Here is a 25,877-nt window from a genome sequence, read left to right as displayed (position 1 = left end):
AATCAGGCAGCTGTACGCCACTCTGCTTATTGTAATACCAATCGGAATAATTCTCAGGCAAGGCTTTGCCTATGGGCAGTAGGCAGCAGAACGGCAGCGCTCTGCGCCATAACAAAAAGCCCCGCCAGTTGGCAGGGCTTTCTCGTTCTTGGCGAACCCGAGATTACTCAGCTTCGATAGAAACGAATTTACGGTTCTTAGGACCTTTCACTTCGAATTTCACTTTGCCGTCAGACAGAGCGAACAGAGTGTGGTCTTTACCGCAACCTACGTTGTTACCAGCGTGGAACTTGGTACCACGTTGACGAACGATGATGTTGCCTGCCAGTACAGATTCACCACCGAAGCGCTTAACACCCAGGCGTTTACTTTCTGAGTCACGGCCGTTACGAGTAGAACCGCCAGCTTTTTTGTGTGCCATCTCTAAACTCTCCTAATTCTTAAGCGCTGATGCCAGTGATCTTGACTTCAGTGAACCACTGACGGTGGCCCATTTGCTTACGAGAATGCTTACGACGACGGAACTTAACGATTTTCACTTTATCGCCGCGACCGTGTGTAATTACTTCTGCAGTCACTTTGCCACCAGCTACGAATGGCGCACCAACTTTAACGTCTTCACCGTTAGCAACCAGAAGAACGCTGTCAAATTCAACGTTCGCACCAGTTTCAACGTCCAGTTTTTCCAAGCGTAAGGTCTGGCCTTCGCTTACTCGGTGTTGCTTACCACCACTTTGGAAAACAGCGTACATGTCTTACTCCGCTCTTCCGCATAGGCCATTCGCCACGCAAAAATTGGGCAATGGGTATGCGCTTAATCTTGTCATCAATAGGGCGCGAATATTACTGGAAAACGCGGGTCTTGGCAAGCCGTTGGCTAAAGAAAATTGGCGAAAAGCTGCTCAGCAGGAAAAGTCATTCAATTTGCTCGACCAGAGGTTAGGAAGCTGACAAGTTTTTAGTGTAGTATGCGTGCATATTTCTTATTTTGATTGCGCCGATACGGCTTACAATTTTGCTGGATGTATCATGGATTTCAAAGCTATCCAAGCACTCACCGCCGATGACATGGCGGCGGTTGACGCAAAGATTCAAGCACAACTGACCTCAGAAGTCGCCCTGATCAACCAACTGGGATATTACATTGTCAGCAGTGGCGGAAAACGACTCCGTCCGATGCTGGCCGTGCTGGCAGCCCGGGCCTTAGGTTACGACGGTGATCAGCACACCACTGCCGCTGCCTTTATCGAATTTACCCATACAGCCACCCTGCTCCATGATGATGTGGTGGACGAGTCTGACATGCGCCGTGGAAAGGCAACCGCCAACGCTGCTTTTGGAAATGCAGCCAGTGTTCTGGTGGGCGATTATATCTACACCCGCTCGTTTCAGATGATGACCAGCCTGCGATCATTGCGGATCCTGGATATCATGAGTGAAGCGGTGAATGTCATCGCGGAAGGTGAAGTTCAGCAGTTGATGAACTGCAACGATCCCGATACGACCGAAGCCAGCTACATGCAGGTGATTTATTCCAAAACAGCCCGTCTGTTCGAAGCTGCAACTCAAGTCGCTGCCATTCTGGCTGAAGCACCGGAAACCGTGGAAGCCGCCATGCAGGATTATGGCCGCTACCTGGGCACGGCTTTCCAGCTCATTGATGACGTTCTGGATTACAGTGCCGACGGCGAAGAGATGGGTAAAAACGTCGGTGATGATCTGGCGGAAGGCAAACCAACGTTGCCGCTGCTGCATGCCATGCATCATGGAAATGCCGAGCAGTCAGCCATGATCCGCGAAGCCATTGAGCAAGGCAACGGACTGGATAAACTGCAACCGATTCTGGCCTGTATGGAAGAACACGGCTCTCTGACCTACACACAAAAGCGTGCTGAGGAAGAGGCAGAAAAAGCCATTACTGCGCTGTCTGTGCTGCCTGACAGTGACTATAAAACAGCGCTGGTCGCATTAGCTCGCCTGTCGGTTAACCGCACTAAATAACCCTTTCAACACCCCTTTTAAACGGCCTGACATCTGCTCAGGCCGTATGCTGCCGCAAACCAGCCCGTTCTCATCTCCGGATCTTCCATACGCTATAGTTAAACAGACCCTGGTTAGATTTCTTCCAGAGCGGGAGGTCAGTATGCAAGCCAAAGATCTGAAACGGGGAATGTGGGTAGAGTATCCGCAAGGGATCGCAGAAGTGATCGAGATCGATCCGGATCATGACACTGCGCTGATCGAAAACCTCAAGGATCATAAAAGGATCCATATCCAATGCAGCGAGCTGATTGACGAGCCGCAGCTGCACGGTAACTGCCGGGATTATTACTGAGCCGGTCAGCAAACACAAAAGTGTAATCCACAAAAACAACAAAGCGGCCCGTTGGCCGCTTTGTTTCGTGTTCTCCGGCCACACACCGGAAAGTTGGCAGCTTACTTGGCTGCGAACTCTTCACCCAGCTTGATATCGCCTTTCAGGGTATCCAGCATGCTGTCCAGTGCGTTTTGTTCAAATGCACTCAGCTTGCCGTAATCCAGGATCTCTTCAATCCCGTTTTTACCCAGACGAACTGGCTGTGCAAAGAAACGGGCATGTTTGCCATTTCCTTCAACATAAGCGCACTCAACCACGTTCTGCTCACCTTGCAGGGCACGAACCAGAGACAGACCGAAACGGCAAGCCGCCTGACCCATAGATAGCGTTGCAGAGCCACCACCAGCTTTTGCTTCAACAACTTCAGTACCAGCGTTCTGGATGCGAGGCGTCAGCGCTTTCACTTCTTCTTCAGTGAACTCAACACCTTCAACCTGAGACAGCAGCGGCAGAATTGTGACGCCTGAGTGACCACCGATGACCGGTACTTTCACTTCACGAGGGTTGAGACCTTTCAGTTCACCGACGAACGTTTCAGAACGGATCACATCCAGTGTGGTCACACCAAACAGTTTACGCTCGTCGTAAACACCGGCTTTCTTCAGCACGTCTGCAGCAATTGCAACCGTCGTGTTCACCGGGTTGGTGATGATACCCACGCAAGCCTGAGGACAAACAACGGCAATTTTCTCAGCCAGAGATTTCACGATGCCCGCGTTCACATTGAACAGATCCGCACGATCCATACCTGGTTTACGCGCAACACCCGCAGAAATCAGAACCACATCTGCACCTTCAAGCGCAGGAGTTGGATCTTCACCCGCATAACCTTTGATAGAAACAGGCGTTGGGATGTGGCTCAGGTCAGCCGCGACACCTGGAGTTACAGGGGCAATATCATAAAGTGCCAGGTCAGAGCCGGCAGGCAGTTCATTTTTCAGCAGCAGAGCCAGAGCCTGGCCAATACCACCAGCCGCGCCAATAACAGCAACTTTCATTTTCGTTCTCCTTTACGATAGATGTGAGGGTTCATGAGGCAGACCCTTCGCACTGACATCAGGTATAGGCCCAATGTTTCAAACCCTTACTTATATATCTCAGTTTCTCGGGCACCAAGACGGTATAGCAAGCCTTCGCGAAATACAATCATACCCCCTCAGCTTTGCGATGTTACGCAGGCTGTCATCACATTTTCCACTCAACAAAAAAGGTAAACATCAGTCTCGCTTGCAATTATTTTCAATAATTATGCAGTCAGCTAAACTCAGAACAATAACTTAGTCCCAAGTTTGCATGAACACTGTTTGCTACAGCCTAGGTGGTTGTGACAAAATATGACCCCTCTCCCTGTACATGAAATTTACTTATGCGTAGCTCCGATAAACAAGAACGCTTGATCAAAGCATTCAAAGCCATACTCAAGGAAGAAAAATTCAGCTCTCAAGGTGAGATCGTCGATGCCTTGAAAGCACAGGGTTTCGATAATATTAACCAATCGAAAGTGTCACGGATGCTGACGAAATTCGGTGCGGTACGTACCCGAAATGCCAAAATGGAAATGGTGTACTGCCTGCCGGTCGAACTGGGTGTGCCAACCATCAGCAGCCCGCTGAAAGAGCTGGTGATGGAAGTTGGCTATAACCATGCCATGGTCGTGATCCACACGGGTCCCGGGGCTGCTCAGGTCATTGCCCGCCTCCTGGACTCACTGGGCCGCGCTGAAGGTATCCTGGGCGTTGTCGCGGGTGACGATACAATTTTCATCACCCCGACACTGACGACGACCGCCGAGCAGCTGTTCGACTCAGTCTGTTCACTGTTTGATTACAGCAAGTAAGTCAATCGTCGCACAACGCTCTCTCTGAGGAATAGAGAGAGCGTGCATCTCCTCCCCTGCTGAAAAATCCCCTCTGCCTGAGCCAAAAGACCGTAAATGAATGGATAGTTATGCTATTTATTCGGGTGTGATGTCTCAATCTCATTACTTTTTCACAAAAATGTGTTTACATAATTTTAAATACACTTAAATCGTTTGCTATTATCTCCTTGATTTGTTTAAAGCATTGCGAACTGAAAACCGGAAGCACCGTTCGCTGCTGATAAGAATTTACACAACAGGAAGGGATCACAATGGCCTTAACAAAACTGCTCAAAGTCGGCGCATTGTCTGCGACGGTTCTGGCTTCAGGGCTGGCACAAGCTGCAGATTTCATCACAATCGGAACCGGCTCAGTGACCGGTGTTTACTACCCGACGGGTGGCGCGATCTGTAAGCTGGTGAATAACGAACGACAAACCAATGGCATTCGCTGTTCTGTCGAATCAACCGGCGGTTCCATTTACAACGTGAACACCATGCGTGCCGGAGAACTGGACTTCGGTGTGGTTCAGTCTGACTGGCAATACCACGGCTACAACGGAACCAGTGAATTCAAGGAAATGGGCCCGTATAAAGACATGCGTGCCGTATTCTCCCTGCATACCGAACCCTTCAACGTCATTGCCCGTGCCGACTCCGGCATTAACAACATTGAAGACCTGAAGGGTAAACGCGTGAACATCGGTAACCCGGGTTCAGGTGACCGTGCCACGATGGAAGTCGTGATGAAAGCGCTGGGCTGGACCAAAGATGACTTCAAACTGGCCGCTGAACTGAAGGGTTCTGAGCGTTCTCAGGCTCTGTGTGACAACAAGATCGATGCCTTTGTCTACGTTGTTGGCCATCCGAACGGTTCCATCAAAGAAGCAACAACCTCCTGTGATGCCAAACTGGTTTCTGTGACTGGTCCGGCGATCGACAAACTGGTTGCAGACAACCCGTACTACGCAAAATCTACGGTACCGGGTGGTATGTATCGTGGTTCTGACAAGGATGTGCACAGCTTTGGTGTCGCAGCGACGCTGGTCACTTCAACCAAAGTGTCTGACGATGTCGTTTACGCGCTGACCAAAGCCGTCTTCGAAAACTTCCATGTCTTTACCCGTCTGCATCCAAGCTTCGCCAACCTGAAAAAAGAGGACATGGTGAAAGCCGGTATTTCTATCCCGCTTCATCCGGGCGCAGAGAAATACTACAAAGAAGTTGGCCTGATTAAATAAGCCGGCCATATCTCGACTGACTAAGGTGCACCGTCTCTGCGGTGCACTTTTGTCTGTAAGCACAATGAAATACGCCAACAGGCGAATGAGTCTGTCCAAGATAAAGACTTAAACCTCAAACTTGAAACTCCGGATCGCTCCTGAAATAAGGAAGTAGTATGACAAAAACCGACTCGAACGATGTCCAGGACATGGTGGCACAGGCGGATACCGGCGCACGCAGTCCCGAAGGACTGCAGGGACGAATTTTGTGGGTGGTGGCCCTTTGCTGGTCATTGTTCCAGCTTTGGTATGCATCCCCGCTCCCTTTTATCACCGATATCGGTAAATTTAACAGCACCGAAGCGCGTGCTATCCATCTGGCCTTTGCGATTTTTCTCGCCTTTACTGCTTTTCCGGCCCTCAAAAGCTCGCCCAGAGACAGAATTCCGCTGCAGGACTGGATATTAGCCCTGCTGGCCAGCTTTGCAGCTGGTTATATCCTTCTGTTCTACGAAGCTCTGTCCGGCCGTGCCGGAGCACCGACCACCTTTGATGTGGCCACAGCCGTCATGGGGATGGTGCTGTTGCTGGAAGCGACACGCCGGGCCCTGGGGCCGCCGTTGATGATCGTGGCCTCCGTATTCCTGCTGTACACCTTTGCCGGTCCGTACATGCCGGATGTCATTGCCCACAAAGGGGCCAGTCTCAACAAAGCCATGTCACATCTGTGGCTGACGACAGAAGGGGTCTTCGGTGTCGCGCTGGGTGTATCCACGGCTTTTGTTTTCTTATTCGTGCTGTTTGGCGCCATGCTGGAACGTGCCGGTGCCGGCGCCTACTTCATCAAAGTCGCTTTTTCATTGCTGGGCCACATGCGCGGCGGTCCGGCCAAAGCGGCCGTCGTTGCATCCGGTTTGTCCGGACTGGTTTCCGGTTCGTCAATTGCGAACGTAGTGACCACAGGCACATTCACCATTCCCCTGATGAAACGCGTCGGCTTTCCCGGCTACAAAGCCGGTGCTGTTGAAGTTGCCGCATCAACAAACGGCCAGCTGACACCACCAATTATGGGGGCCGCCGCTTTCCTGATGGTGGAATATGTCGGTGTGTCTTATGTGGAAGTCATTAAAGCCGCCATTCTGCCTGCGCTGATCTCCTACATCGCGCTGCTTTACATCGTCCATCTGGAAGCCTGTAAAGCCGGAATGACCGGACTGCCGCGCCGTTACCGTCCCACACTGGTACAAAAGCTCCTCTCATTTACCGGGATCATCGTCGGTCTGATTGTGATCAGTGCCCTCGTTTATTACGGGATTGGCTGGACCAAAGATGTCTTCGGTGCAGCAGCCACGCCTATCATTGCCGTTGCGATCCTGATCGCCTATGTGGCTCTGATCCGGGTTGCCGCCGACTACAAGGATCATTTACTGGAAGATCCCGATCAAGAGCTGACCGAAGTCCCGGATCCGGGTCCGACCGTAAAATCCGGCCTGTACTTCCTGCTTCCGATTGTCGTGCTGGTCTGGTGTCTGACCGTGGAGCGCTTCTCTCCGGGCCTGTCTGCTTTCTGGGCAACCGTCTTCATGATTTTCATTCTGCTGACTCAGCGTCCGTTGATGGCGTTGTTCACCAAAGAGCAGTCGTTGGCAAATGCTGCCCGAGAGGGCTGGCATGACCTGCTGGAAAGCCTGGTTTCCGGCGGCCGGAATATGATTGGGATCGGTGTTGCGACAGCAGCAGCCGGGATCATCGTTGGGGTGGTCACCCTGACCGGTATCGGGCTGGTCATGACGGACTTCGTCGAGTTCATTTCCGGCGGCAACATTATGCTGATGCTGCTGTTTACGGCGGTGATCAGCCTGGTCCTCGGCATGGGACTGCCCACTACAGCAAACTACATCGTGGTCTCGACCCTGATGGCGCCGGTCATCGTCACCCTGGGTGCGGAAAACGGCCTGATCATCCCGTTACTGGCCGTGCATTTATTTGTGTTCTATTTCGGGATCCTGGCAGATGACACGCCGCCGGTCGGTCTGGCCGCCTTTGCCGCCGCTGCGATTGCCAAAAGCGATCCCATCCGGACTGGTATTCAGGGCTTCACCTATGACATCCGCACCGCGATCCTGCCATTCATGTTTATCTTTAACACCCAGCTGTTACTGATGGACATTGATACTTGGTGGCACCTGATGCTGACTGTGATATCAGCTATTCTTGCCATGCTGACGTTCTCGGCTGCCACACAGGGATGGTGGTTTACCAAAGTCAGATGGTGGGAAACCGTTGCCCTGTTAGTGATCACTTTCTCTCTGTTTCGTCCGGGGTTCTGGTGGGACATGGTCTATCCGCCCAAACATGAAATGCCGGGCACCCTGATTGTGGATGCGGCCGATAAACTGGCTGCCGGTGAACCACTTGAAGTACAGGTGACCGGGATGGATCTGCTGGGCGATCAAGTCACTAAGCATGTTCTGCTGCCATTTGATAAAGACGCCACAGATCCGAACCAAAAAATTGCCTCGACAGGTCTGATGCTCAAACAGGAAGGCGAGAAGATGATCGTCGAACTGGTTGAATTTGGCAGCCCTGCTGAGCAGGCAGGCATTGATTTTGGCTGGGAAATCGTGACCGTCAGTCTGCCGGCAGCACGGCCAATGAAAGAGTGGGTGTTTGTACCGACAATCGTACTGCTGGTGTTACTGGGCTGGAATCAGCGACGCAAAGCAAAGCTTGAAACAACTCACAAAGGTGAGCCAACCAAAAGTGCCTGACCGGGCTACACTCTAGTCAGACGAAACACCTTCACCCACAGGCAACCCTGCCTGTGGGTGTCTGACACAAAGAGGATGCCATGTATAAACACATTCTGGTGCCAGTCGATCTCAATGAAGAAGGGTTCTGCCACAAAGCCGTCGAACTGGCTGTCTGGCACGCCCGTCAATCCGGCGCAGTCGTCCACTTACTCAACGTCCTGCCCGGCATCCATATGGCGATCGTGTCCAGTTATTTTCCCAAAGATGCAGCCCGTAAAATCATGCAGGAGACCCAGCAGTCCCTGAAACAGTTCGCCGCAGAACATATTCCGGACGATGTTCAGCACACTGAAACCGTCTCAGAAGGCAAACCCTGGACAACCATTGTTGACCATGCGCATCAGCTCAAAGCGGATCTGATTATTATGCCCAGCCATCAGCGTTCGGGGGTCGATAAGCTGATGCTGGGTTCTGTCGCAGCCAAGGTTGTGGAAAATGCCCCGGGGCATATTCTGGTGCTGAAACCGGACTGATCAGGCGCGGTGATCATAACCCCAGCGCGGCACCAGTCCTTGCTCAACGCCAAGATGATCCAGAATCCGCGCCACCATAAAGTCGATCAGATCGTCAATCGTCTTCGGCTGATGATAAAAGCCCGGCGCGGCTGGCATAATGGTTGCGCCGAGATTAGAAAGCTTGAGCATGTTTTCCAGATGCAGGGATGAAAACGGGGTTTCCCTGACCACCATCAATAGCTGGCCCCGCTCTTTCAGCACCACATCCGCGGCACGCTCCAGCAGATTGTCCGACATGCCATGAGCTACAGAAGCCAGCGTACCGGCGGAACAGGGGCAGATCACCATTTTCTTCGGTGCCGCCGAACCTGAAGCGACCGGAGAAAACCAGTCCTCTTTGCCGCACACCACCAGCTTATCGCCCTGATAATTCAGGTGCTCTGCCAGAGCCGTTTGCGCCGCTTCCGGCCCCGATGGTAACTTCAGTCCATGCTCGGTTGCCAGAACCACCCGGGCTGCCGAAGAAATCAGCAGATACACCTGATAGTCCGCCGCCAGCAGACATTCCAGCAAACGCAGGCCATAGGGGGCACCGGATGCCCCGGTCCATGCAAGCGTGACCCGCTTATCCTGCATTGAAACCTCCCAGGGCGCGCAGCAGCTTGTCATGAATTCCGCCAAAACCACCGTTACTCATCACCAGAATGTTATCGCCCGGGCGAGCCGACGCGACAATCTGTTGCACCAGGGCATCAATATCGCCTTCACAGACAGCCGGTTGCGAGCACAGATCCGCAATCTCCTGCACTGACCACGGGATCGTGTCGGGCTGGAAGAGGAAAACTTCATCTGCTGCTGCCAGCGCAGGCGCCAGATCCGCTTTATGGACCCCCAGCTTCATGGTGTTCGAACGCGGCTCCAGCACCGCCAGAATGCGCGACTCGCCAACTTTGGCACGGAGCCCGCCAAGCGTCAGTTCGACTGCGGTTGGATGATGGGCAAAATCGTCATAGACCTTCACCCCGTGCTGTTCGCCTTTCAGCTCCAGTCGGCGCTTGGTATTAACGAAACGCGCCAGTGCATCGCAGGCCAGCTCCGGTGTCACGCCGACATGACGGGCCGCCGCGATCGCCATCAGGGCATTGCTGACATTATGATCGCCGACCAGATCCCAGCGGACTGTACCTGCGTGCTCGCCCAGGAACAGGACCTCAAACTCACTGCCGTCTGCACTCGATTTACGCGCCTGCCAATCGCCGTCTTCACCGCTGTATTCCAGCTCGCTCCAGCACCCCATGGCCAGGGTTTCATCAATCGCAGCTACGCCTTTCGGCGCCAGAATTTTTCCTTCACCCGGCACGGTCCGGACTAAATGATGGAACTGGCGCTGAATGGCGGCCAGATCCGAAAATATATCTGCGTGATCGAACTCCAGATTGTTCATAATCAGCGTTCGTGGTCGATAATGAACAAACTTAGAACGTTTATCGAAAAAAGCACTATCGTATTCGTCCGCTTCGACGACGAAAAAACAACTTTCGCCTAAGCGCGCGGAAACACCGAAGTTTCCGAGCACACCGCCCACCAGAAAACCGGGTTGATAACCACAATCCTCAAGGATCCAGGCCAGCATACTGGCGGTCGTCGTCTTCCCGTGAGTCCCGGAAACTGCCAGCACCCAGCGGTCATGTAACAAAAATTCCTGCAGCCACTGCGGGCCCGAGGTATAACGCAGGTTTTTATTCAGAACAGACTCCACACAAGGATTTCCGCGGCTCATGGCATTGCCAATCACCACCAAATCTGGTGCAGGTTCTAATTGGGCAGGATCATAACCCTGAATAATTTCAATACCTTGAGACTCAAGCATCGTACTCATCGGCGGATAAACATTGGCATCGCTACCGGTCACTTTATGGCCAAGCTGCTTCGCCAGCATGGCGGCACCGCCCATAAAAGTACCGCAGATTCCGAGAATATGGATATGCATAACTGTCGGCTCACAAACAAAAAATAGGTCACGACCACGCTTCAGTGTTACTTCGTTACCATAAAAAAGATCTTTATATACAATTGCATCAAACAATAACTGGCCAGTGGCCTGGGGTACAGTTCAATTGTCCGAAAAGAGGCATTGTACCCGACATTTCTTACCCCCATGACAACACGATGCAAGGATTGTATATGTCCGATATTAGAACCCTTGGCGAGTTCATTGTCGAGAATCAGCACGACTTCCCCCATGCCAGCGGTGAACTCTCTTCTCTGTTGGGTTCCATTAAACTGGCGGCCAAAATCGTCAACCGTGAAATCAATAAAGCAGGTCTGGTTGATATTACCGGCGATGTCGGCAGCGAAAACGTTCAGGGTGAAGCCCAGAAAAAACTGGATGTGTATGCCAACGAGAAATTCAAGGCTGCACTGGAAGCCCGCGGCCAGGTGTGCGGCGTGGCGAGTGAAGAAGAAGACGAACTGGTTGTCTTCAATAAAGAACTGAACCGCGAAGCGAAGTACGTGGTGTTAATGGACCCACTGGATGGTTCTTCGAACATTGACGTAAACGTTTCCGTCGGCACAATCTTCTCTATTTACCGTCGGGTTTCCTCCGTTGGCGGCCCTGCAGAAATTGAAGATTTCCTTCAGCCTGGCCACAAGCAGGTCGCTGCCGGTTACATTATTTACGGTTCATCCACCATGCTGGTGTACACCACCGGCAACGGCGTGCACGGTTTCACCTACGACCCGTCTCTGGGCGTGTTCTGCCTGTCACACGAGAACATGACCATTCCGGAAGATGGCCGGATTTACTCAATCAACGAAGGAAACTACATCCGTTTCCCGCAGGGCGTGAAAAAGTACATCAAGTACTGTCAGGAGAATGTGCCGGAAGATGATCGTCCGTACACCTCCCGCTATATCGGTTCTCTGGTCGCGGATTTCCACCGCAACCTGCTCAAAGGGGGGATTTATCTCTACCCGAGCACGGCCACGCACCCGAACGGCAAGCTCCGCCTGCTGTACGAGTGCAACCCGATGGCCTTCCTGATTGAACAGGCCGGCGGTGTCGCCTCGGATGGTCAAAACCGGATTATGGAGATCAAACCGACTGAACTGCACCAGCGCGTGCCTTTCTTTGTCGGTTCAACCAAGATGGTCCAGAAAGTGGAAAGCTTCCTGAAAGAATTCCCTGACGCCGAATAATCCAGCCCGTGCCCGGCTCCCTCAGCCGGGCATTCTTCCCTGCTGACCGCCCTGCAAGTTCCCGAAACGTCTTAGAAGCTGTTTTTTTCACAGCGAGTCGTTATAATTCCCGGCGATAAAATCATCTGAAAACTATCAAGGAATTCATCATGAGCCTGAACAACGTCCCTGCAGGTAAAGAACTGCCAGAAGACATCTACGTTGTCATCGAAATCCCGGCAAACGCTGATCCAATCAAATACGAAGTCGACAAAGACTCTGGCGCGGTATTCGTAGACCGTTTCATGTCTGCACCAATGTTCTACCCATGTAACTACGGTTACGTGAACAACACACTGTCTCTGGACGGTGACCCGGTTGACGTACTGGTTCCGACCCCATACCCGCTGCTGCCTGGCTCTGTGATCCGCTGCCGTCCGGTTGGTGTTCTGAAGATGACTGACGAGTCTGGTGAAGATGCGAAAGTTGTTGCCGTTCCTCACAGTAAGCTGACCAAAGAATACGATCACATCAAAGATGTGAACGATCTGCCAGAGCTGCTGAAAGCACAAATCACGCACTTCTTCGAGCGTTACAAAGAGCTGGAATCTGGTAAGTGGGTGAAAGTTGAAGGCTGGGCTGACGTTGAAGCAGCAAAAGCTGAAATCATGGCATCTTACGAGCGCGCTCAGGAAAAATAATTCCCGCGGTCGAAAGTCCATAAAAAAACGCTCCTCAGGGAGCGTTTTTTGTTTCCGGAGTCTGTCGTTCAGCCCAGGCGACCCAGTCACCTTCCGGAATGAGCGGTGAACGGCCAAGCGGCTGTAAATACAGGTAAATCCAGGCCTTACCATAGGGCGTCACGACACGCTCACGACAGTATTCTTCTCCCAGCCCTTCCAGAATATCCAGTTCACGAAAGGTTCCGGCATCCACGTCATAGACTTCACCGTGTACTGCAACATCAGCAGTGTCCTGCCTTAATGCCGCCGGATAAGGCCCAAGATCATACATCGCAAATCCGGGCAGCTGACAGGCGCCGCGAAATACTGCCGTCGCCATCAGGCCGTGATTCGACTGATACCGGCGAAGACTGCCATAGACAAACACCCGAGTGTACACGTCCAAACATCCTTTCTGGTTAATTAAACTCAAACTGATACAGCAGATCGACTGCACTCTCAAGCCCGGACACCGCTTCGACATACAAGTCCTGCAACAGTTTATACCGGATTGTAAACTCGCCGATCGGGTTAAATATCCCCACGCCGTATTTTACTTGCAGTCCCGGATAAATATAACCACTGATGGTGACCTGAGAATCATCTCCGGCACCGGCGGTATCCAGCGTCAGATCCTGTACACCGAAAGCCTCGCCGACATTGCCGATCAGCTGGCTGCTGCGCGACAACCCCATACTGATCAGTGCGGTGGTCATCGCACCGCCGCCTTCGGGTGATTCGCTGTCGAGGTTCCGCCCGCGCAGGATGTAAGACAGCGCATTCTGCTGAGGCATCGCCGGATCAGAGAAAATATCGACCCGAGGCTCATCCGCCGGGCCGGTCACCCGGATCCCTGCTGTGACTTCATCTTCAATATTGTTCGGGTTACGGATTGCTTCAACCGACAGGTAAGGCTGATCTGCAGGTCCATTGAAAGTGATCAGGCCTTTGCGGATCACCAGCTCCTGCCCAAAGGCGCGGTAAGTCCCGTCATCCACCTTAATTTCACCATAAACCAAAGGTGTTTTGTCCTGCTGGTTCACTTTGAGATTGCCCGACAGGCCCGCATCAAGACCGAAGGCAGACAACCTGACATCCGGGCCAATCCGGACCATCACGTTGGTTTTGATCTCAAATGGCACCTTAGTGTCAGTTTCTATCGGCTTGAGATCATCCGTCAGCAAAATTTCATCATCCGAAACCTGCACTGCCGATTCCGGCAAACGATCAACCGTGATCCGCCCCCACGGAATGATCACGTTCCCGCTGATCTCTGCCATTTTCGGTGCAGCGCTGATCTTGAGATCGGGCGAGACCTTCATGGAAATCATCGGAGGGACATTCACTTCCAGTTCGCGACCGTTCACTTTAAGATTCGTGCTCCAGCTCGCCATATCCGCCCAGTTTGCATCCCCCTGCAACAGCAACTGGCCATCCGGTGTATCCAGTTCACCGCGCAGCAGCGCGCTGTATCCGTTAAAGTTTGCGACAATCTCTCCGCGATCGAGATCCAGCGGGACTTTTCGGCCAATCGCTTTCAGCTGGGAGATTTTAAAAATTCCCTGAACCTGCGGATGCAAAATCGGCCCGCTCAGCGTCAGGTTTGTATCAACCTGACCGCCGAAGGTGTGATAATCAGCCACCAGTGGCTGCAAGAAGTCCAGCCGGAAAGCATCCAGCTTCACCGCAGCATCCAGTTGCTGCTCACCACTCAATTGAGTAATGCGTGCATTCCCGGACAGATCACCGTTATCTTTCACTGCCACCAGCCAGTCTGCGGTCAGCACATCATTGCGCATGTCGGCGTTCAGAGTGATCTGATCCCACCCGATGGTCATCCCCGGTTCATCTGCCGCGGCCTGCTGCCGCACGCCGCCTGCAGGCAATCTGACCTGCGCCTGCAGCACTGGTGGCTGCTGAGGAGACCAGCTTGCGTTTGCCGTTGCGTTCAGTTCTCCGTCCAGCTTCAGCTCCGGCGGCAGGAATGGTTTCAAAATCGCAAAGCCAAACTGATTGATCGAAAGTGCAGCCTGTCCCCGGGCCCCGGCTTGCAGCGGCTGGCTCAGGCAGACGGATGCTTTATCCTGTCCCCAGCAATGGGCAGCAACCGTCACATTTTGCTGACTCAAATTATAAGCCAGCGCCGTGGGTTGATTCAGGCGCCACGGCCCCACCGGTGTCTCCAGGCTGCCGCGCTGCAGTAATCCCTGCCAGCCCTGTTGCCGATCCAGACTGCCGCGTACAGCCAGTGACGTACTGACCGGCTCACCATCCAGCGTCAACGTCAGCGTGTGCTGCGCTTCGGTTCCCTGAAACAGAATATCCAGCTTTTTCAGCTTGGCCGCATCCTGATAGCTGCCTTCCTGTGCCGTCAGATGTATATCTGCGGCCAGTGTGGGTAAAGGCGTGACCCGTCCTTTCAATTTCAGGCTCTTCAGCTGTGCCAGATCCTGCCAACCCAGCGCCTGCCCCGTCAGATCCAGGTCAACCGCCGGTTCTGACATTTTACCGCTCAGTATCAGATTGCCGTTTACCCGTCCCCGCAGGCCGGGCACGGACTGCGCCAGATCCGGCGCCTTGACCGTCGCCGAAAGATTCCAGTTTTCCTTCAGACTTCCCTGCGCGCTCAGACCGTTGGGACCGTGCTTTAACGTCAGCCCCTGTGTCACCAGTTCAAACGCTCCCTTCCCGCTTTCGTCACCGGCATCCAGCTGACCGGCAAGATTGAACGGCTGGCCAATCACTTCCCCGTCGATATTCAGCTCAGGCAATTTCACATACCATCCGCCCTGTGCCGTTAAACCACCCGATGTACGCAGCCTGCCGCTCAGTTTTCCCTCTGCTTGCGGCCACTCCAGCCCCGGCTGGATATCGGTCAGGTTCAGTTGCCCCTGCCAGTTCACAAGCTTTGCCCAGCTCGCCTGTGCATTGCCTGAAACCTGCCCGCCCAGAGTATTCACCGTCAGGTTTTCCAAATCGACATCGTCCAGGGTCCCTTTTCCTTGCAGATTCACATCGATTGCCGGCATCGGCTCGCCGTCTGCCTTGGTTTTCACCGTAAAGGCGTAACCATTCAGATCACCTTTGGCATTAATCGCCGTATCCTGAGCCACAAACTCCGGTTTATCATCGAGCGGCCACTGTAAGTTATTGCTCACTACACTGATATCAAACGGCAGGTCTGCATCCAGCGGAGAAAGGGTTCCCTTTAGTTTGGCATCGAGCCGCCCCGTCAGCGCCAGGTCCAGTGCCAGCTTCGCCAGCGAACCGGAAGCTGCCAGCTTCACGTGATGTCCCTGCACCGGCTCCATGGCGATTTCTGACGTTGCCTTCAGGGTAAGCGGGTACTCACCTTTAAGTTCAGCTTCCCCGTTCACATCCAGGGTCGCCTGAGGAACATCCACATAGAGCCGCGTCAGTGTGACCTGGCTTTTGTCCGCCTCAGCCACCAGCTCCAGCGTATTGACCTTCTGGGGAGTCTTGCCTTCCAGCAGGAAGTCTTTCACTGTAAAACGCTCAATGGTGACTTTCAGCGGCAATACCACATCCGGCAGTACAATCGACTCCCGTTTCGTCTGGGTGTATGCCTCCGCAACATCTTCGGCCTGTGCCTGAGTCTGCTCCTGAATTTCCTTTTCTGCCGGAGGCGCCAGATTCAGGGCAATCCCTTCCCAGTCCGTTGGCTTCAGGGTCAGATGGCTGCCAGTCATGGTTGCAGCTGAGCTGAAATGCTGCCAGCGGGCCCGATTACCGAGAATATTCAGCTGAATATCATCCAGCGTGAGCCGCTCCAGCCGGACTGGCACCGGGAGCGCAATCTCCGTCAGCGGTTCACTGGGTTCGGGGGCTTCATCTGTCGTCGGTGGCAAGGATGTCATCACAAAGTCCAGCCCGCTCAGCGTCAGTTCACGGATACAAAGTTCAGGGATCGGCAAACAATCATCGTTGATGTTCAGTGTCAGCCGTTCACTGCTCAGCGTCATCAGCTCATCCTGATAGCGCACCCCATTGAGGGTAAAGCCTTTGAGCAGCGCTCCGGAACTGTCTCTGACGGATAAGGCCGGCACAAACTTTTGCGCCCCCCACAGTGCGAGCCTCACCCCGGCATGGCTATAGAGCAGCGCCCACAGCAATAAGGTCAGCAGCATCACCAAGGTCAGCAGCCCCAGGGACAGTCTTTTTAACCAGCTCATAATTCAGGCCCCAGAACGAAGTGAAGTTGGAAACGCTCGTCTGGCTTGTCGAGCCCCCAGGCAAAATCCAGTCGGATCGGCCCGACCGGCGAAGCCCAGCGGATCCCAAAACCAGCACCGGCCTGCCAGTCCGGATTTTCTATCCAGGAGGCGCCGTAATCATAGAACAGTGCCCCCCACCAGTTCCCGGTCAGGCGGTACTGGTATTCCAGCGTCGAAGCAAGCATGTTTTCACCACCGGTTTGCTTGCCTTCACTGTCATGTGGCGAAATAGACTCGTAGTGATAACCTCGTAAACTGTTATCGCCACCGATGAAAAAGCGCATAGACGGCGGAATATCTTCCAGCGCATCAGACCAGATTGTCCCGGCATCCAGCCGGGCCAGAAAACGGTGATCGGCCGCATAAGAACGGATCCAGGCACTCCGGCCTCTCAGCTTCACCAAACGGTGATCTGAACCAAACGCCGGATCGGAATATTCGAGCTGAAGCAGTTGCTTGTCGCCCCAGGTTGGCCAGCTGCCGCCCCTTAAGCGGGTACGGGACACACTCAAGCCCGGGATCACCATAAATGACGTGCCTTGCTCAAACTCACCCTGACGATAATCCTCATACAGCAGACGCACGGAGGCTACGCCATTCCAGGCATGATCAAACCGCCAGTGCCGCTCAACACCAAAGTGATATTCCGTGCTGATCGTATCGTGGTTATCGACATAACGAATCGCCCCGATTAACTGGTAGTAATCTTCAAGGACGTTATCGAGCGGAATTTTATACGTTGCCTGGACCTTGGGCTGGATCTTGGAAATTTCGGTACGGACATCCAGGCTGTGGCCTGCACTGTTGATCCAGGGTTTTCGCCAGTTGAACTTCAGGCGCGCGCCAACATCGGTTGAATAACCGATACCTGTCTCGATTTTATTTTTGACCTCGGGCTTGAGATCAACCCGGATCGGGACAGTCCCCTCGCCGAGTTCGTTCACATCACCGCCCACGAAAATAGAGGAAAACCAGCCCACGGTAGACAAACGCTGGTTATATTCGCCCACTTTAGACACCAGATAGTAGTCCCCCTCTTCAAACGGAGAAAGCGAACGGACCTTGTGTTCATCGATCTGGCTGCCGGTAATATCAATTTCCCCGAACTTGTAACGCCGGCCGGAATCAAATTCGATATGAATAAAGGCCTGATTACGGCCCGGAGCGACTTCCAGCCGGCTGCTCTTCAGCTTGGCGTCAAAATACCCTTTGCGCAGCGCCAGGCTCTCCAGGCTGGATTTGAAAGCATCATACTTGCCGTGGTTCAGGGTTCGTCCCTTTTCTAACCGGCTGTCCCGCTTCAGGACAAAAAAATCCAGATCGTCTGCCGCTTCGCCCGTGATCCGGATGTCACTGACAGCAATTTGTGTTTTCGGGCCTGGCTCTACCTGCACCGTCAGCGTGCTGTCCTGCCCGTTCTCTTCCAGACTGTACGTCAACACCGGCTGATAACGCCCCAGAGCTTTCAGTGCCGTCCGGATCTCAGTTTCCAGCTGGCTTCTGAAACGCAAAGACGGACTGTAATCTTCCTTCGGAATAGCAGCGACATAGATATCGACATTTTTCTTCAGACTGCCGCTCAGCCCGGTAATATTGAGCCCCATATCTGCCCTGACAGGCAAAGTCACCACGAATACAGCAACTGTTAACAAACAGCGCCGAAACAAAGTCATCATTCTTATTTGTCTTCACTTATTAGAATGTTATTAGATTGCGCGCATATTTTATTCTGACAAGAGCCGAGGCAAAGTGCCAACCCTAAAGACAAAAAGAAAACAATCGGGTCCGCACCGGTCTGTTGATCAAGCGGAAAAAACGGCGCTATTGATTGTCAGCCGCGAATCCTCTACTTTTTGCCTTATTAACCGTGTAATTAGGAACCCCACATCATGGATAAACAGCAGATGATCTCACCGGAATCGGCCCTGCCAGGCCGTTCTACGCCACTGATTCCGTCTGAGCCGCATGCGCTCTTCGGCACTCAGCTTGATGCACCTGTGCCGACAGGCATGGAAGAAGTTGTACTCGGCATGGGATGCTTCTGGGGGGCTGAACGCATGTTCTGGCGCCAGCCGGGTGTTCTCAACACAGCTGTCGGTTACAGCGGTGGTTTCACGCCAAATCCGACCTATCAGGAAGTGTGTACCGGCCAGACCGGCCATACTGAAGTGGTACGTGTCGTTTACGACCCGTCACAAACGTCGCTGGAACGCCTGCTTGCCCAGTTTTGGGAAAATCATGACCCAACTCAGGGCATGCGTCAGGGCAATGACATCGGCACACAGTACCGTTCGGTCATCTACACCACCAGCGACAGCCAGCAGGCCAAAGCCGAAAACAGCAAAGCCAGGTATCAAAATGCGTTGCAGAACAATAACCGGGATGCACTGATCACCACAGAGATCCAACCGGCACCCGAGTTTTTCTTTGCTGAGGATTACCATCAGCAATATCTGGAAAAAAATCCTCAGGGATACTGTGGCCTGGGTGGAACAGGGATCTGCCTGCCTCCGCAATAACCATCATCCGCTGCGCCAGACCGGCTCTGGCGCTAGCCGGTATAACTGGCGGCTGCCAGAACCTGGATCTCCCGGTTCACTTCAGACAAGACGTTCAATGCCTTTTTATCCCGGTTTAAGGGCGGCAGTAAGCGTCCGCAGTCAAATTCGAATGCGCCGACACCGACAATAAACAGACGGCCGCGAAAGTAATTTTTCACGTATCGTGCAATTTGGTTTGGACGATATTGTTTAAATATTTTCAGCATCATATCCCTCAACTCCCTGAACCTTTGATCCTGAGTAGACAAAAAAGTTGCATTAGCGATGTCAAATATATGCAAAAGGCTTGCCACGATTTTCTGCTTTTACTTCAGACCAAATGCTCAACAACGCCCAACTGTAGGATAAAAATGTTCAGCCTGCGCAATCCATTTTCAAGAAATCACATTTTTATCAGCAGACCGGAAAAACAGTGACCCGCTTCAAGGTTAACAATCTGGTTCTACCAGTTAACAAAAACTCAACTAAGATAAGGCAGCACAATCATAAAGAAGGAACAACCTACATGAAAATGAAGTCATTGATCGCAATTTGCGCATTTCTGCCTGCACTCGCATTTCAGGCTCAGGCCCACAATCTGACCGTCGGTCAGCCGCTGCCCAGCACCAGTGTCTCGGAACAGGGAGAGCTGATTTTAAACGGTGACGATATTGCCTATCAGCCATGGCAGTCCAGCCAGCTGACCGGCAAAGTCAGGGTGATCCAGGCCATTGCCGGGCGCAGTTCCGCCAAAGCTCTGAATGCTCCGATGATCGAAGCGATCAAAGCTGCCAATTTGCCTCATGATCAATACCAGACCACAACGATCATCAATCAGGATGATGCCATCTGGGGCACGGGCGGTTTCGTGAAATCCTCTGCTGAAGACAGCAAGAAAGAATTTTCCTGGTCATCTATTGTTCTGGATGCCAACGGTAAGGTCCGCTCACGCTGGGCACTGGAAGAAGAAAGTTCAGCCATTATCGTGCTGGATCAGGCTGGTAAAGTTGTATACGTCAAAGACGGACAGCTGAGTGACAGCGACATTCAGCAGGCAATGTCAAAAATTCAGTCCCTGCTGTAATCAGTCTTTCGGGAAAGGATGTAATGATATATTATTACATCCTTTCTCAGGAGTGACAGGGACAGACAGTTGCGTTATCCATTCGAGAGTGTATGGCACAAAGGGTTACTGGCCCTGCTCTTCAGCCTGTTCATTCTGACAACTCCTGTTCAGATCCTCCACGATCTCAGTGCCCTGAGTGATACACAGCATTCAGAGTTCGACTGCCCATACTGCCATGCAGCGCCTGCCGGTTTGCTCAGTTATGTGCATGCCATCCCGACACAGACATTCACCGCAGCGCCAGACATCCCCCCCGCTTTCAGCCGGGTCGATTGGCTGAGCCCTCCGCCGTCCGCCCGTGACCCGCCCATCCGCTTCCGATAAATCTTGAACATACATCATCTTTTTTTATTGGGAGTTTTACATGAATACTCAACATTTTCGTGCGGCCTCATGGCTGCTGGTTTCGGCTGCCGCTTTTTCCGGCGCCTCTCAGGCTCACACTCAGCATGAAGCCCATGTTCATGGCCAGGTTGAACTGAACATTGCACAGGACGGCAATGACCTGCTCATTGAATTCACAGCACCTGCAGCCGATATCGTGGGATTTGAACATCCGCCGCAGACTGAACAGGACCAGTCGATACTGAAACAGGCTCTGCAAAAACTGAATCAACCAACCCTGCTGTTCAACCTCAATACAACAGCAGGCTGTCATCTGCATGAAAGCCATGTCTCTGACACCTTATCGGGTCATTCCGAGACAGCACACGAGCACCACCACGAACATGAGCATGAGCATGAGCATGAGCATGAAAAACACGATCATCATGATCACGAAAATCACAATGAACATGCCGGGTTCAGCGCCCAATATACTTTCCGTTGCGACACCATCAGTAAACTGAAATCGCTTCATCTTGCCTGGTTCACAGCCTTCCCGGCGACAGAGAACATTCAGGTTCAGGCCATTACCGAAAGAGGACAGCAGGCAGCCACGCTTCAGGCAACGCAGCCTGTCTTCCGTTTCTGAGTCTCAGCCACCTGAAGGGAGGGGGCCATCCCCCTCCCCGGAGAACATCATGACTGTCATGCAACTGAACCAAGTTCGCTTTCGTTGGCCCGGGCAGCAAAGCGACATCCTGAACATTGACTCGCTGTCCCTGGCACCGGGGGAGAAAACCTTTCTGAAAGGTCCCAGCGGCAGCGGAAAGTCCACTTTACTTAGTCTTCTGGCTGGCATACATCAGCCCCAGACCGGTCATATCCGGCTACTGAACCACCCGTTCAGCGCGCTATCGGCTTCCAAAAGAGATCAACGCCGGGCCGATCATATCGGGTACATTTTTCAGCAATTTAACCTGCTCCCTTATCTCTCGGTTGTGGATAACGTCCTGCTGCCCTGCCATTTTTCCTCACTCAGAAAGAAAAATGCCGGACAGCCCGAGCGAGAAGCAAAGCGGCTGCTCAGTGCACTCCAGTTACCGGACGAATGCCTGTCACGACAGGTCAGTCAGCTCAGTATCGGCCAGCAGCAGCGCGTGGCCGCCGCCAGGGCCCTGATTGGCCGTCCGGCACTGCTGATTGCTGATGAGCCGACCTCAGCGCTGGATCACGAGAACCGAAATCACTTTATCAAACTGATCATGGATGAATGCGAACACGCCGGCACCAACCTGTTTTTTGTCAGCCATGATCCCACGCTGACTGATGGCTTTGATCAGATTCTCAGCCTGACGGAACTGAATCAATGCAAGTCAGGAGAATGCATATGAAAGCCCTGATTCTTCTCGCCTGGCAAAGCTTGCGTAACCGAAAAACGACAGCCATGCTGACCGTGCTGACGGTTGCGATTTCCACAACCTTACTGCTTGGGGTGGAAAAAGTACGTACACAGGCAAAAGCCAGCTTTGCACACACCATTTCAGGTACAGACCTCATTGTCGGTGCTCGTTCCGGGCAAGTGAACCTGCTGCTTTACTCGGTATTCCGTATTGGAAACGCCACCAACAATATCGACTGGCAGAGTTTTCAGACCCTGCGCCAGCAAAAAGCCGTCAAATGGGCAATTCCGATTTCTCTCGGAGATTCCCACCGCGGCTTTCGGGTGATCGGAACCAATCAGGATTACTTCCGACACTATCAATACGGAAACCGGCAACATCTGCAATTTCAGCAGGGCGCTGCTTTTCACGGACTCTTTGAGACAGTCATCGGCGCAGAGGTTGCCCGAAAACTCGGCTACAAAATTGGGGATGCCATTATTGTTGCCCATGGTATCAGCGACCAGGCGTTTACCCGTCATGACAAGCTGCCTTTCACAATCACCGGAATTCTGGCGCCGACAGGTACACCCGTGGATCGCAGCGTGCATGTCTCACTGGCAGCCATTGAAGCGATTCATGTGGGCTGGGAATCCGGTACCCATCTGGGTCATACGCCTGACTCTGAAACGCTGAGCCATCATCAGTTTCAGCCGCAGCAAATTACGGCAGTGCTCCTGGGACTGAACTCTAAGATTCAGACCTTTGCCTTACAACGCTTTATCAATACCTTCGCCGGGGAACCCTTAAGTGCGATTATGCCCGGTGTCGCGCTGCATGAACTCTGGGGAATGATGTCTGTTGCTGAGCAGGCTCTCTTGGTGATCTCCGTCTTTGTGGTCATTGCAGGGCTGCTGGGGATGCTGTCCAGCCTGCTGACCAGCCTGAACGAAAGACGCCGGGAAATGGCAATTCTGAGGGCGACGGGAGCCCGACCGGGCTGGATTGCCGGACTCCTGTTTCTCGAAGCAACCACCCTGACACTGATCGGCATTCTGGCCGGAACCATTGCACTCTATGGCGGGCTCTGGCTGAGTCACGAATGGCTGCTTGATACGTTTGGCTTATTCCTGCCTTTAACGGCACCGACGCCGTATGAATGGGGATTAGCAGGCATGATATTAGTCGCCGGCATGCTGACAAGCTTACTCCCGGCCTTGCGTGCTTATCATCTCTCACTGGCCGACGGCATGACCATTCGAATTTAAAAGGAAATCACCATGAAATACTGGATCGTTTTACTGTGCTGCTGGTTTTCATTCACAGCAACTGCAAAAGATACACTGACGCTGGACTGGATAGATCTGATCCCGGTAAAAGAAAGGAAGTTGTTTGACCAAAAAGGTATGCCGAACATCTCGCATGAGAACACTCAGAGCGCGCTGCAACAGCATATTGGCTCAGTACGATCTGAGCTGGATGGCAGTCTGGTCAAGATCCCTGGTTTCGTTATTCCGCTGGAAGGAGATGAGAATACGGTTACGGAATTCCTGTTGGTGCCTTACTTCGGCGCCTGTATTCATGTACCGCCGCCGCCGCCAAACCAGATTATCTATGTGAAATTTCCCAAAGGCGCACCAGTACAGCAACTCTGGGATGTGGTGTACGTGACAGGAAAACTGAAAGTGCAGACCGTAGAGCATGAGATCGCTGAAACAGGTTACCTGCTCAACGGAACAATAATAGAAGCATACGACGATGAAGGATAAGTAGTATCCTCACTGAACTGGCTTACCTTACACATGGGATGCAAGGTAGGCCAGGATCATGACATATCCGAGTAGTAACAAAATATCTGTTATACGCTTACTGTTCTTTTTCGTCATCAGCCCCTCCTTGATAGCACAGCTTCATCACACCGGGCGATTAACAAATTTAACCACTGATTAACACAAAAGTCACGCCTCTTGCTAAAGATTACGATCGAATGTAAAAACTATATAGATTGCAGCGGGGAGTGAACGTCGGATGAGCACTGATAATCAGGCCAGTGTCCAGCCAGTACAAGTCGTACCGGCATCAGAAAAAAAAAGTAACCAAAAAAGCTCTGTACGAAGCAGCCGTTTTCGAATTCAGTCAATCGCACGGCATCATGTCGTGGGAGCTCAGATCGACGAAGATCATGAGAAGACGCTTCAGGAACGGACCGAAAGTCGTCATCAAAAGCTGCAACAGCGCCAGCAGCAGAATCTGGAACGCATCTTTAAACTTAGCTATGACAGTTGCCTGGACGAAACCGCGGGCGAACCGGATCCGGACTGGATCCATCTTTTTATGACCATAGCACAAGATATTTTCAGCCCGCCAATGCAGAAACTTTGGAGCCGGATTCTCCGTCAGGAAGTCCTCGCACCAGGTTCGATCTCCCTGAAAACCATGCTGACCCTCAAGCAAATGACCCAGCGAGACGCTCAATTGTTTCGCCGCGCTTGTATGCTCACGTGTCATTTTGGCCAAGATCACAGCAAGAAACTGCTCACCGGCATCAAATACAAAACGGGTTTATTTCGCCAGCTGAAAAGCCCGTCGATCGATAAGCTTAACCTGGGCTATTATCAGCTGCCCTACTCCCATTTACTGGAATTAATCGGGTTAGGTCTGGTCTTGAATACGGAACTTGAGTCCGGGAAACTCCAAAATGATGTCGCCTTGCACTTTCACTACCAAGGCAGTGATTATCAGCTGCAGCCAGCTACAACGACCCTCAGCCTGCTCTATTATCGCCTGACCCCCGTTGGTCAGGAGATAGCACAATTATTGGGGAATCACCGCCATGATGAATACAAAAGCAATCTGACGGAATTGCTGAACAAGCACTTTATCGTCACCAGTGATGCTTCCTCTAGTCATGTGATCTGAATTTTCACACGCAGACCTGTTCACGGCTCTCGACTGAGCAGGTCGCAATCACATCACATTCCAGAGGAATGTACAGCTGATCATCTCCCCCCACTTTCATCCCTTCGCAAACGGTATTGATAGAAAGCACTTGGATGCGCTTATTCTTGGTCTACTACTTGGCTTCACACTGATTTACAGCCAGTTAGATGGCATATCGAACGTATCCAACGAAACAAACGAGCAAGAACACTCATCAAGCCGCTTGTAAGTTATCCTGACACAATTCATTCTTTATAAAGCAGAACCAACTCGTCATAACAGTGACGTTATGAACTTTGAGCAAACACAAAAGATTGCCACGTGAAGATCGCTTCTTTATCAAGGTTTCAGATGTACTTGGCCGGAGTTCTTTCGTCGAAGGATGAACATCAAGTTCTGATCGCCAAAAGCTCAGCTTTGGGTCGGAGGTGAGCCTCCTGAGACTCTGGACTCTGAAATGAATGGGGGAACGCCTAGGATCTCACACAACCGGGAGGCGTCCGGCCGAAGGACAGATATCAAATCCCAAACGTAAAAAAGCCCCACTCTTTCGACGGGGACGCCTAGTCTGCGGCTTTCGTCAGTGAGAAATTATCAGAACCCTGAATAGCAAAAAACCCAGTCATTGCTGACTGGGTTTCTCTAAGAAGTGGCGGAGCGGACGGGACTCGAACCCGCGACCCCCGGCGTGACAGGCCGGTATTC

The 25,877-nt window shown here is 52.5% G+C and carries 25 protein-coding genes; 16 read left to right on the top strand and 9 right to left on the bottom strand.

Features of this window, described 5'->3' with window-relative positions:
• Positions 1-163: 163 nt before the first annotated feature.
• Positions 164-421: a 50S ribosomal protein L27 gene (rpmA, locus tag SPK40_RS10055; protein WP_036750185.1), complete on the bottom strand. Its 258-nt coding sequence runs from the start codon at positions 419-421 to the stop codon at positions 164-166.
• A gap of 19 nt (positions 422-440) precedes the next feature.
• On the bottom strand, positions 441-752 hold the full coding sequence (rplU, locus tag SPK40_RS10050; RefSeq protein ID WP_036750187.1) for a 50S ribosomal protein L21: 312 nt from the start codon (positions 750-752) through the stop codon (positions 441-443).
• A gap of 277 nt (positions 753-1,029) precedes the next feature.
• Here rplU and ispB point away from each other — a divergent pair, with 277 nt between their 5' ends.
• Together ispB and SPK40_RS10040 are read left to right on the top strand one after the other, a co-directional pair.
• Positions 1,030-2,001, top strand: coding sequence for an octaprenyl diphosphate synthase (gene ispB / locus SPK40_RS10045; protein WP_330960390.1), 972 nt, complete (start codon positions 1,030-1,032; stop codon positions 1,999-2,001).
• Between the two features lie 142 nt (positions 2,002-2,143).
• Positions 2,144-2,335 carry a hypothetical protein gene (locus SPK40_RS10040; RefSeq protein WP_036750193.1) on the top strand — a complete coding sequence of 64 codons (192 nt, stop codon included), beginning with the start codon at positions 2,144-2,146 and terminating at the stop codon, positions 2,333-2,335.
• Positions 2,336-2,436: 101 nt separating this feature from the next.
• Here SPK40_RS10040 and mdh read toward each other — a convergent pair whose 3' ends face one another.
• Positions 2,437-3,375 (bottom strand): malate dehydrogenase, encoded by a 939-nt coding sequence (gene mdh, locus SPK40_RS10035; RefSeq protein WP_248141565.1) that lies wholly within the window; start codon positions 3,373-3,375, stop codon positions 2,437-2,439.
• A 368-nt stretch (positions 3,376-3,743) separates the two neighbouring features.
• On the opposite strand from mdh, the gene argR reads away from it, so the two are divergent.
• The 4 genes from argR to SPK40_RS10015 all read left to right on the top strand — a co-directional run bounded on the left by argR (position 3,744) and on the right by SPK40_RS10015 (position 8,744).
• Complete coding sequence (gene argR / locus SPK40_RS10030; protein WP_036750199.1) at positions 3,744-4,214, top strand: transcriptional regulator ArgR; 471 nt, start codon at positions 3,744-3,746, stop codon at positions 4,212-4,214.
• A 293-nt stretch (positions 4,215-4,507) separates the two neighbouring features.
• Positions 4,508-5,476, top strand: coding sequence for a TAXI family TRAP transporter solute-binding subunit (locus tag SPK40_RS10025; protein WP_248141566.1), 969 nt, complete (start codon positions 4,508-4,510; stop codon positions 5,474-5,476).
• A gap of 158 nt (positions 5,477-5,634) precedes the next feature.
• Positions 5,635-8,229 carry a TRAP transporter permease gene (locus SPK40_RS10020; protein ID WP_330960389.1) on the top strand — a complete coding sequence of 865 codons (2,595 nt, stop codon included), beginning with the start codon at positions 5,635-5,637 and terminating at the stop codon, positions 8,227-8,229.
• Positions 8,230-8,309: 80 nt separating this feature from the next.
• Positions 8,310-8,744, top strand: a complete 435-nt coding sequence (locus tag SPK40_RS10015; RefSeq protein ID WP_330960388.1) for a universal stress protein — start codon at positions 8,310-8,312, stop codon at positions 8,742-8,744.
• Here SPK40_RS10015 and SPK40_RS10010 read toward each other — a convergent pair whose 3' ends face one another.
• Together SPK40_RS10010 and mpl are read right to left on the bottom strand one after the other, a co-directional pair.
• Positions 8,745-9,362 (bottom strand): flavin prenyltransferase UbiX, encoded by a 618-nt coding sequence (locus tag SPK40_RS10010; RefSeq protein ID WP_248141571.1) that lies wholly within the window; start codon positions 9,360-9,362, stop codon positions 8,745-8,747. It lies immediately after the preceding gene.
• Positions 9,352-10,716: a UDP-N-acetylmuramate:L-alanyl-gamma-D-glutamyl-meso-diaminopimelate ligase gene (mpl, locus tag SPK40_RS10005; protein ID WP_330960387.1), complete on the bottom strand. Its 1,365-nt coding sequence runs from the start codon at positions 10,714-10,716 to the stop codon at positions 9,352-9,354. Before mpl ends, SPK40_RS10010 begins: the two co-directional genes overlap by 11 nt.
• 194 nt (positions 10,717-10,910) lie before the next feature.
• Here mpl and fbp point away from each other — a divergent pair, with 194 nt between their 5' ends.
• Positions 10,911-11,927 (top strand): class 1 fructose-bisphosphatase, encoded by a 1,017-nt coding sequence (gene fbp, locus SPK40_RS10000; protein ID WP_248141576.1) that lies wholly within the window; start codon positions 10,911-10,913, stop codon positions 11,925-11,927.
• A gap of 149 nt (positions 11,928-12,076) precedes the next feature.
• Entirely contained in the window at positions 12,077-12,607 is a 531-nt protein-coding gene (gene ppa, locus SPK40_RS09995; protein WP_248141577.1) for an inorganic diphosphatase, read from the top strand.
• A 34-nt stretch (positions 12,608-12,641) separates the two neighbouring features.
• On the opposite strand, the gene SPK40_RS09990 is transcribed toward ppa, so the two are convergent.
• The 3 genes from SPK40_RS09990 to tamA are packed head-to-tail and all read right to left on the bottom strand — an operon-like array spanning position 12,642 to position 18,539.
• Positions 12,642-13,028 (bottom strand): gamma-glutamylcyclotransferase family protein, encoded by a 387-nt coding sequence (locus SPK40_RS09990; RefSeq protein ID WP_330960386.1) that lies wholly within the window; start codon positions 13,026-13,028, stop codon positions 12,642-12,644.
• 19 nt (positions 13,029-13,047) lie between these two features.
• Complete coding sequence (gene tamB / locus SPK40_RS09985; RefSeq protein WP_330960385.1) at positions 13,048-16,821, bottom strand: autotransporter assembly complex protein TamB; 3,774 nt, start codon at positions 16,819-16,821, stop codon at positions 13,048-13,050.
• The gene (gene tamA, locus SPK40_RS09980) at positions 16,818-18,539 is read right to left on the bottom strand and encodes an autotransporter assembly complex protein TamA (protein WP_330960384.1); all 1,722 of its coding nucleotides are present in this window, start codon (positions 18,537-18,539) and stop codon (positions 16,818-16,820) included. The genes tamB and tamA overlap by 4 nt, the downstream gene beginning before the upstream one ends.
• 210 nt (positions 18,540-18,749) lie before the next feature.
• On the opposite strand from tamA, the gene msrA reads away from it, so the two are divergent.
• Positions 18,750-19,382: a peptide-methionine (S)-S-oxide reductase MsrA gene (gene msrA / locus SPK40_RS09975; protein ID WP_330960620.1), complete on the top strand. Its 633-nt coding sequence runs from the start codon at positions 18,750-18,752 to the stop codon at positions 19,380-19,382.
• A gap of 32 nt (positions 19,383-19,414) precedes the next feature.
• Here msrA and SPK40_RS09970 read toward each other — a convergent pair whose 3' ends face one another.
• Complete coding sequence (locus SPK40_RS09970) at positions 19,415-19,630, bottom strand: DUF1107 domain-containing protein (protein ID WP_248141727.1); 216 nt, start codon at positions 19,628-19,630, stop codon at positions 19,415-19,417.
• 299 nt (positions 19,631-19,929) lie between these two features.
• Here SPK40_RS09970 and SPK40_RS09965 point away from each other — a divergent pair, with 299 nt between their 5' ends.
• The 7 genes from SPK40_RS09965 to SPK40_RS09935 all read left to right on the top strand — a co-directional run bounded on the left by SPK40_RS09965 (position 19,930) and on the right by SPK40_RS09935 (position 25,151).
• Entirely contained in the window at positions 19,930-20,487 is a 558-nt protein-coding gene (locus tag SPK40_RS09965; protein ID WP_330960383.1) for a YtfJ family protein, read from the top strand.
• A 69-nt stretch (positions 20,488-20,556) separates the two neighbouring features.
• Positions 20,557-20,853, top strand: coding sequence for a hypothetical protein (locus SPK40_RS09960; protein ID WP_330960382.1), 297 nt, complete (start codon positions 20,557-20,559; stop codon positions 20,851-20,853).
• Positions 20,854-20,893: 40 nt separating this feature from the next.
• The gene (gene zrgA / locus SPK40_RS09955) at positions 20,894-21,502 is read left to right on the top strand and encodes a zinc uptake protein ZrgA (RefSeq protein ID WP_330960381.1); all 609 of its coding nucleotides are present in this window, start codon (positions 20,894-20,896) and stop codon (positions 21,500-21,502) included.
• A 49-nt stretch (positions 21,503-21,551) separates the two neighbouring features.
• Complete coding sequence (locus SPK40_RS09950; RefSeq protein ID WP_330960380.1) at positions 21,552-22,244, top strand: ABC transporter ATP-binding protein; 693 nt, start codon at positions 21,552-21,554, stop codon at positions 22,242-22,244.
• Positions 22,241-23,500 (top strand): ABC transporter permease, encoded by a 1,260-nt coding sequence (locus SPK40_RS09945; protein WP_330960379.1) that lies wholly within the window; start codon positions 22,241-22,243, stop codon positions 23,498-23,500. The genes SPK40_RS09950 and SPK40_RS09945 overlap by 4 nt, the downstream gene beginning before the upstream one ends.
• A gap of 12 nt (positions 23,501-23,512) precedes the next feature.
• Positions 23,513-24,001, top strand: coding sequence for a DUF3299 domain-containing protein (locus tag SPK40_RS09940; RefSeq protein WP_248141587.1), 489 nt, complete (start codon positions 23,513-23,515; stop codon positions 23,999-24,001).
• A 259-nt stretch (positions 24,002-24,260) separates the two neighbouring features.
• A complete protein-coding gene (locus SPK40_RS09935; RefSeq protein ID WP_330960378.1) occupies positions 24,261-25,151 on the top strand; it encodes a TIGR03899 family protein in 891 nt (296 codons plus the stop codon).
• Positions 25,152-25,877 lie beyond the last annotated feature (726 nt).

This window comes from Photobacterium sp. 53610 (assembly GCF_036409375.1).
In the GTDB taxonomy this organism is placed as follows: Bacteria; Pseudomonadota; Gammaproteobacteria; order Enterobacterales; family Vibrionaceae; genus Photobacterium.
The sequence above is the reverse complement of the archived record's forward strand: the minus strand, read 5'-3'. Positions and strand labels throughout refer to the sequence as shown.

Bases quoted from the DNA above. Each gene is read 5' to 3' on its own strand.
- rpmA (WP_036750185.1), bottom strand. From the start codon at position 421: ATGGCACACAAAAAAGCTGGCGGTTCTACTCGTAACGGCCGTGACTCA.
- rplU (WP_036750187.1), bottom strand. From the start codon at position 752: ATGTACGCTGTTTTCCAAAGTGGTGGTAAGCAACACCGAGTAAGCGAA.
- ispB (WP_330960390.1), top strand. From the start codon at position 1,030: ATGGATTTCAAAGCTATCCAAGCACTCACCGCCGATGACATGGCGGCG.
- SPK40_RS10040 (WP_036750193.1), top strand. From the start codon at position 2,144: ATGCAAGCCAAAGATCTGAAACGGGGAATGTGGGTAGAGTATCCGCAA.
- mdh (WP_248141565.1), bottom strand. From the start codon at position 3,375: ATGAAAGTTGCTGTTATTGGCGCGGCTGGTGGTATTGGCCAGGCTCTG.
- argR (WP_036750199.1), top strand. From the start codon at position 3,744: ATGCGTAGCTCCGATAAACAAGAACGCTTGATCAAAGCATTCAAAGCC.
- SPK40_RS10025 (WP_248141566.1), top strand. From the start codon at position 4,508: ATGGCCTTAACAAAACTGCTCAAAGTCGGCGCATTGTCTGCGACGGTT.
- SPK40_RS10020 (WP_330960389.1), top strand. From the start codon at position 5,635: ATGACAAAAACCGACTCGAACGATGTCCAGGACATGGTGGCACAGGCG.
- SPK40_RS10015 (WP_330960388.1), top strand. From the start codon at position 8,310: ATGTATAAACACATTCTGGTGCCAGTCGATCTCAATGAAGAAGGGTTC.
- SPK40_RS10010 (WP_248141571.1), bottom strand. From the start codon at position 9,362: ATGCAGGATAAGCGGGTCACGCTTGCATGGACCGGGGCATCCGGTGCC.
- mpl (WP_330960387.1), bottom strand. From the start codon at position 10,716: ATGCATATCCATATTCTCGGAATCTGCGGTACTTTTATGGGCGGTGCC.
- fbp (WP_248141576.1), top strand. From the start codon at position 10,911: ATGTCCGATATTAGAACCCTTGGCGAGTTCATTGTCGAGAATCAGCAC.
- ppa (WP_248141577.1), top strand. From the start codon at position 12,077: ATGAGCCTGAACAACGTCCCTGCAGGTAAAGAACTGCCAGAAGACATC.
- tamB (WP_330960385.1), bottom strand. From the start codon at position 16,821: ATGAGCTGGTTAAAAAGACTGTCCCTGGGGCTGCTGACCTTGGTGATG.
- tamA (WP_330960384.1), bottom strand. From the start codon at position 18,539: ATGATGACTTTGTTTCGGCGCTGTTTGTTAACAGTTGCTGTATTCGTG.
- SPK40_RS09970 (WP_248141727.1), bottom strand. From the start codon at position 19,630: ATGCTGAAAATATTTAAACAATATCGTCCAAACCAAATTGCACGATAC.
- SPK40_RS09965 (WP_330960383.1), top strand. From the start codon at position 19,930: ATGAAAATGAAGTCATTGATCGCAATTTGCGCATTTCTGCCTGCACTC.
- zrgA (WP_330960381.1), top strand. From the start codon at position 20,894: ATGAATACTCAACATTTTCGTGCGGCCTCATGGCTGCTGGTTTCGGCT.
- SPK40_RS09950 (WP_330960380.1), top strand. From the start codon at position 21,552: ATGACTGTCATGCAACTGAACCAAGTTCGCTTTCGTTGGCCCGGGCAG.
- SPK40_RS09945 (WP_330960379.1), top strand. From the start codon at position 22,241: ATGAAAGCCCTGATTCTTCTCGCCTGGCAAAGCTTGCGTAACCGAAAA.
- SPK40_RS09940 (WP_248141587.1), top strand. From the start codon at position 23,513: ATGAAATACTGGATCGTTTTACTGTGCTGCTGGTTTTCATTCACAGCA.
- SPK40_RS09935 (WP_330960378.1), top strand. From the start codon at position 24,261: ATGAGCACTGATAATCAGGCCAGTGTCCAGCCAGTACAAGTCGTACCG.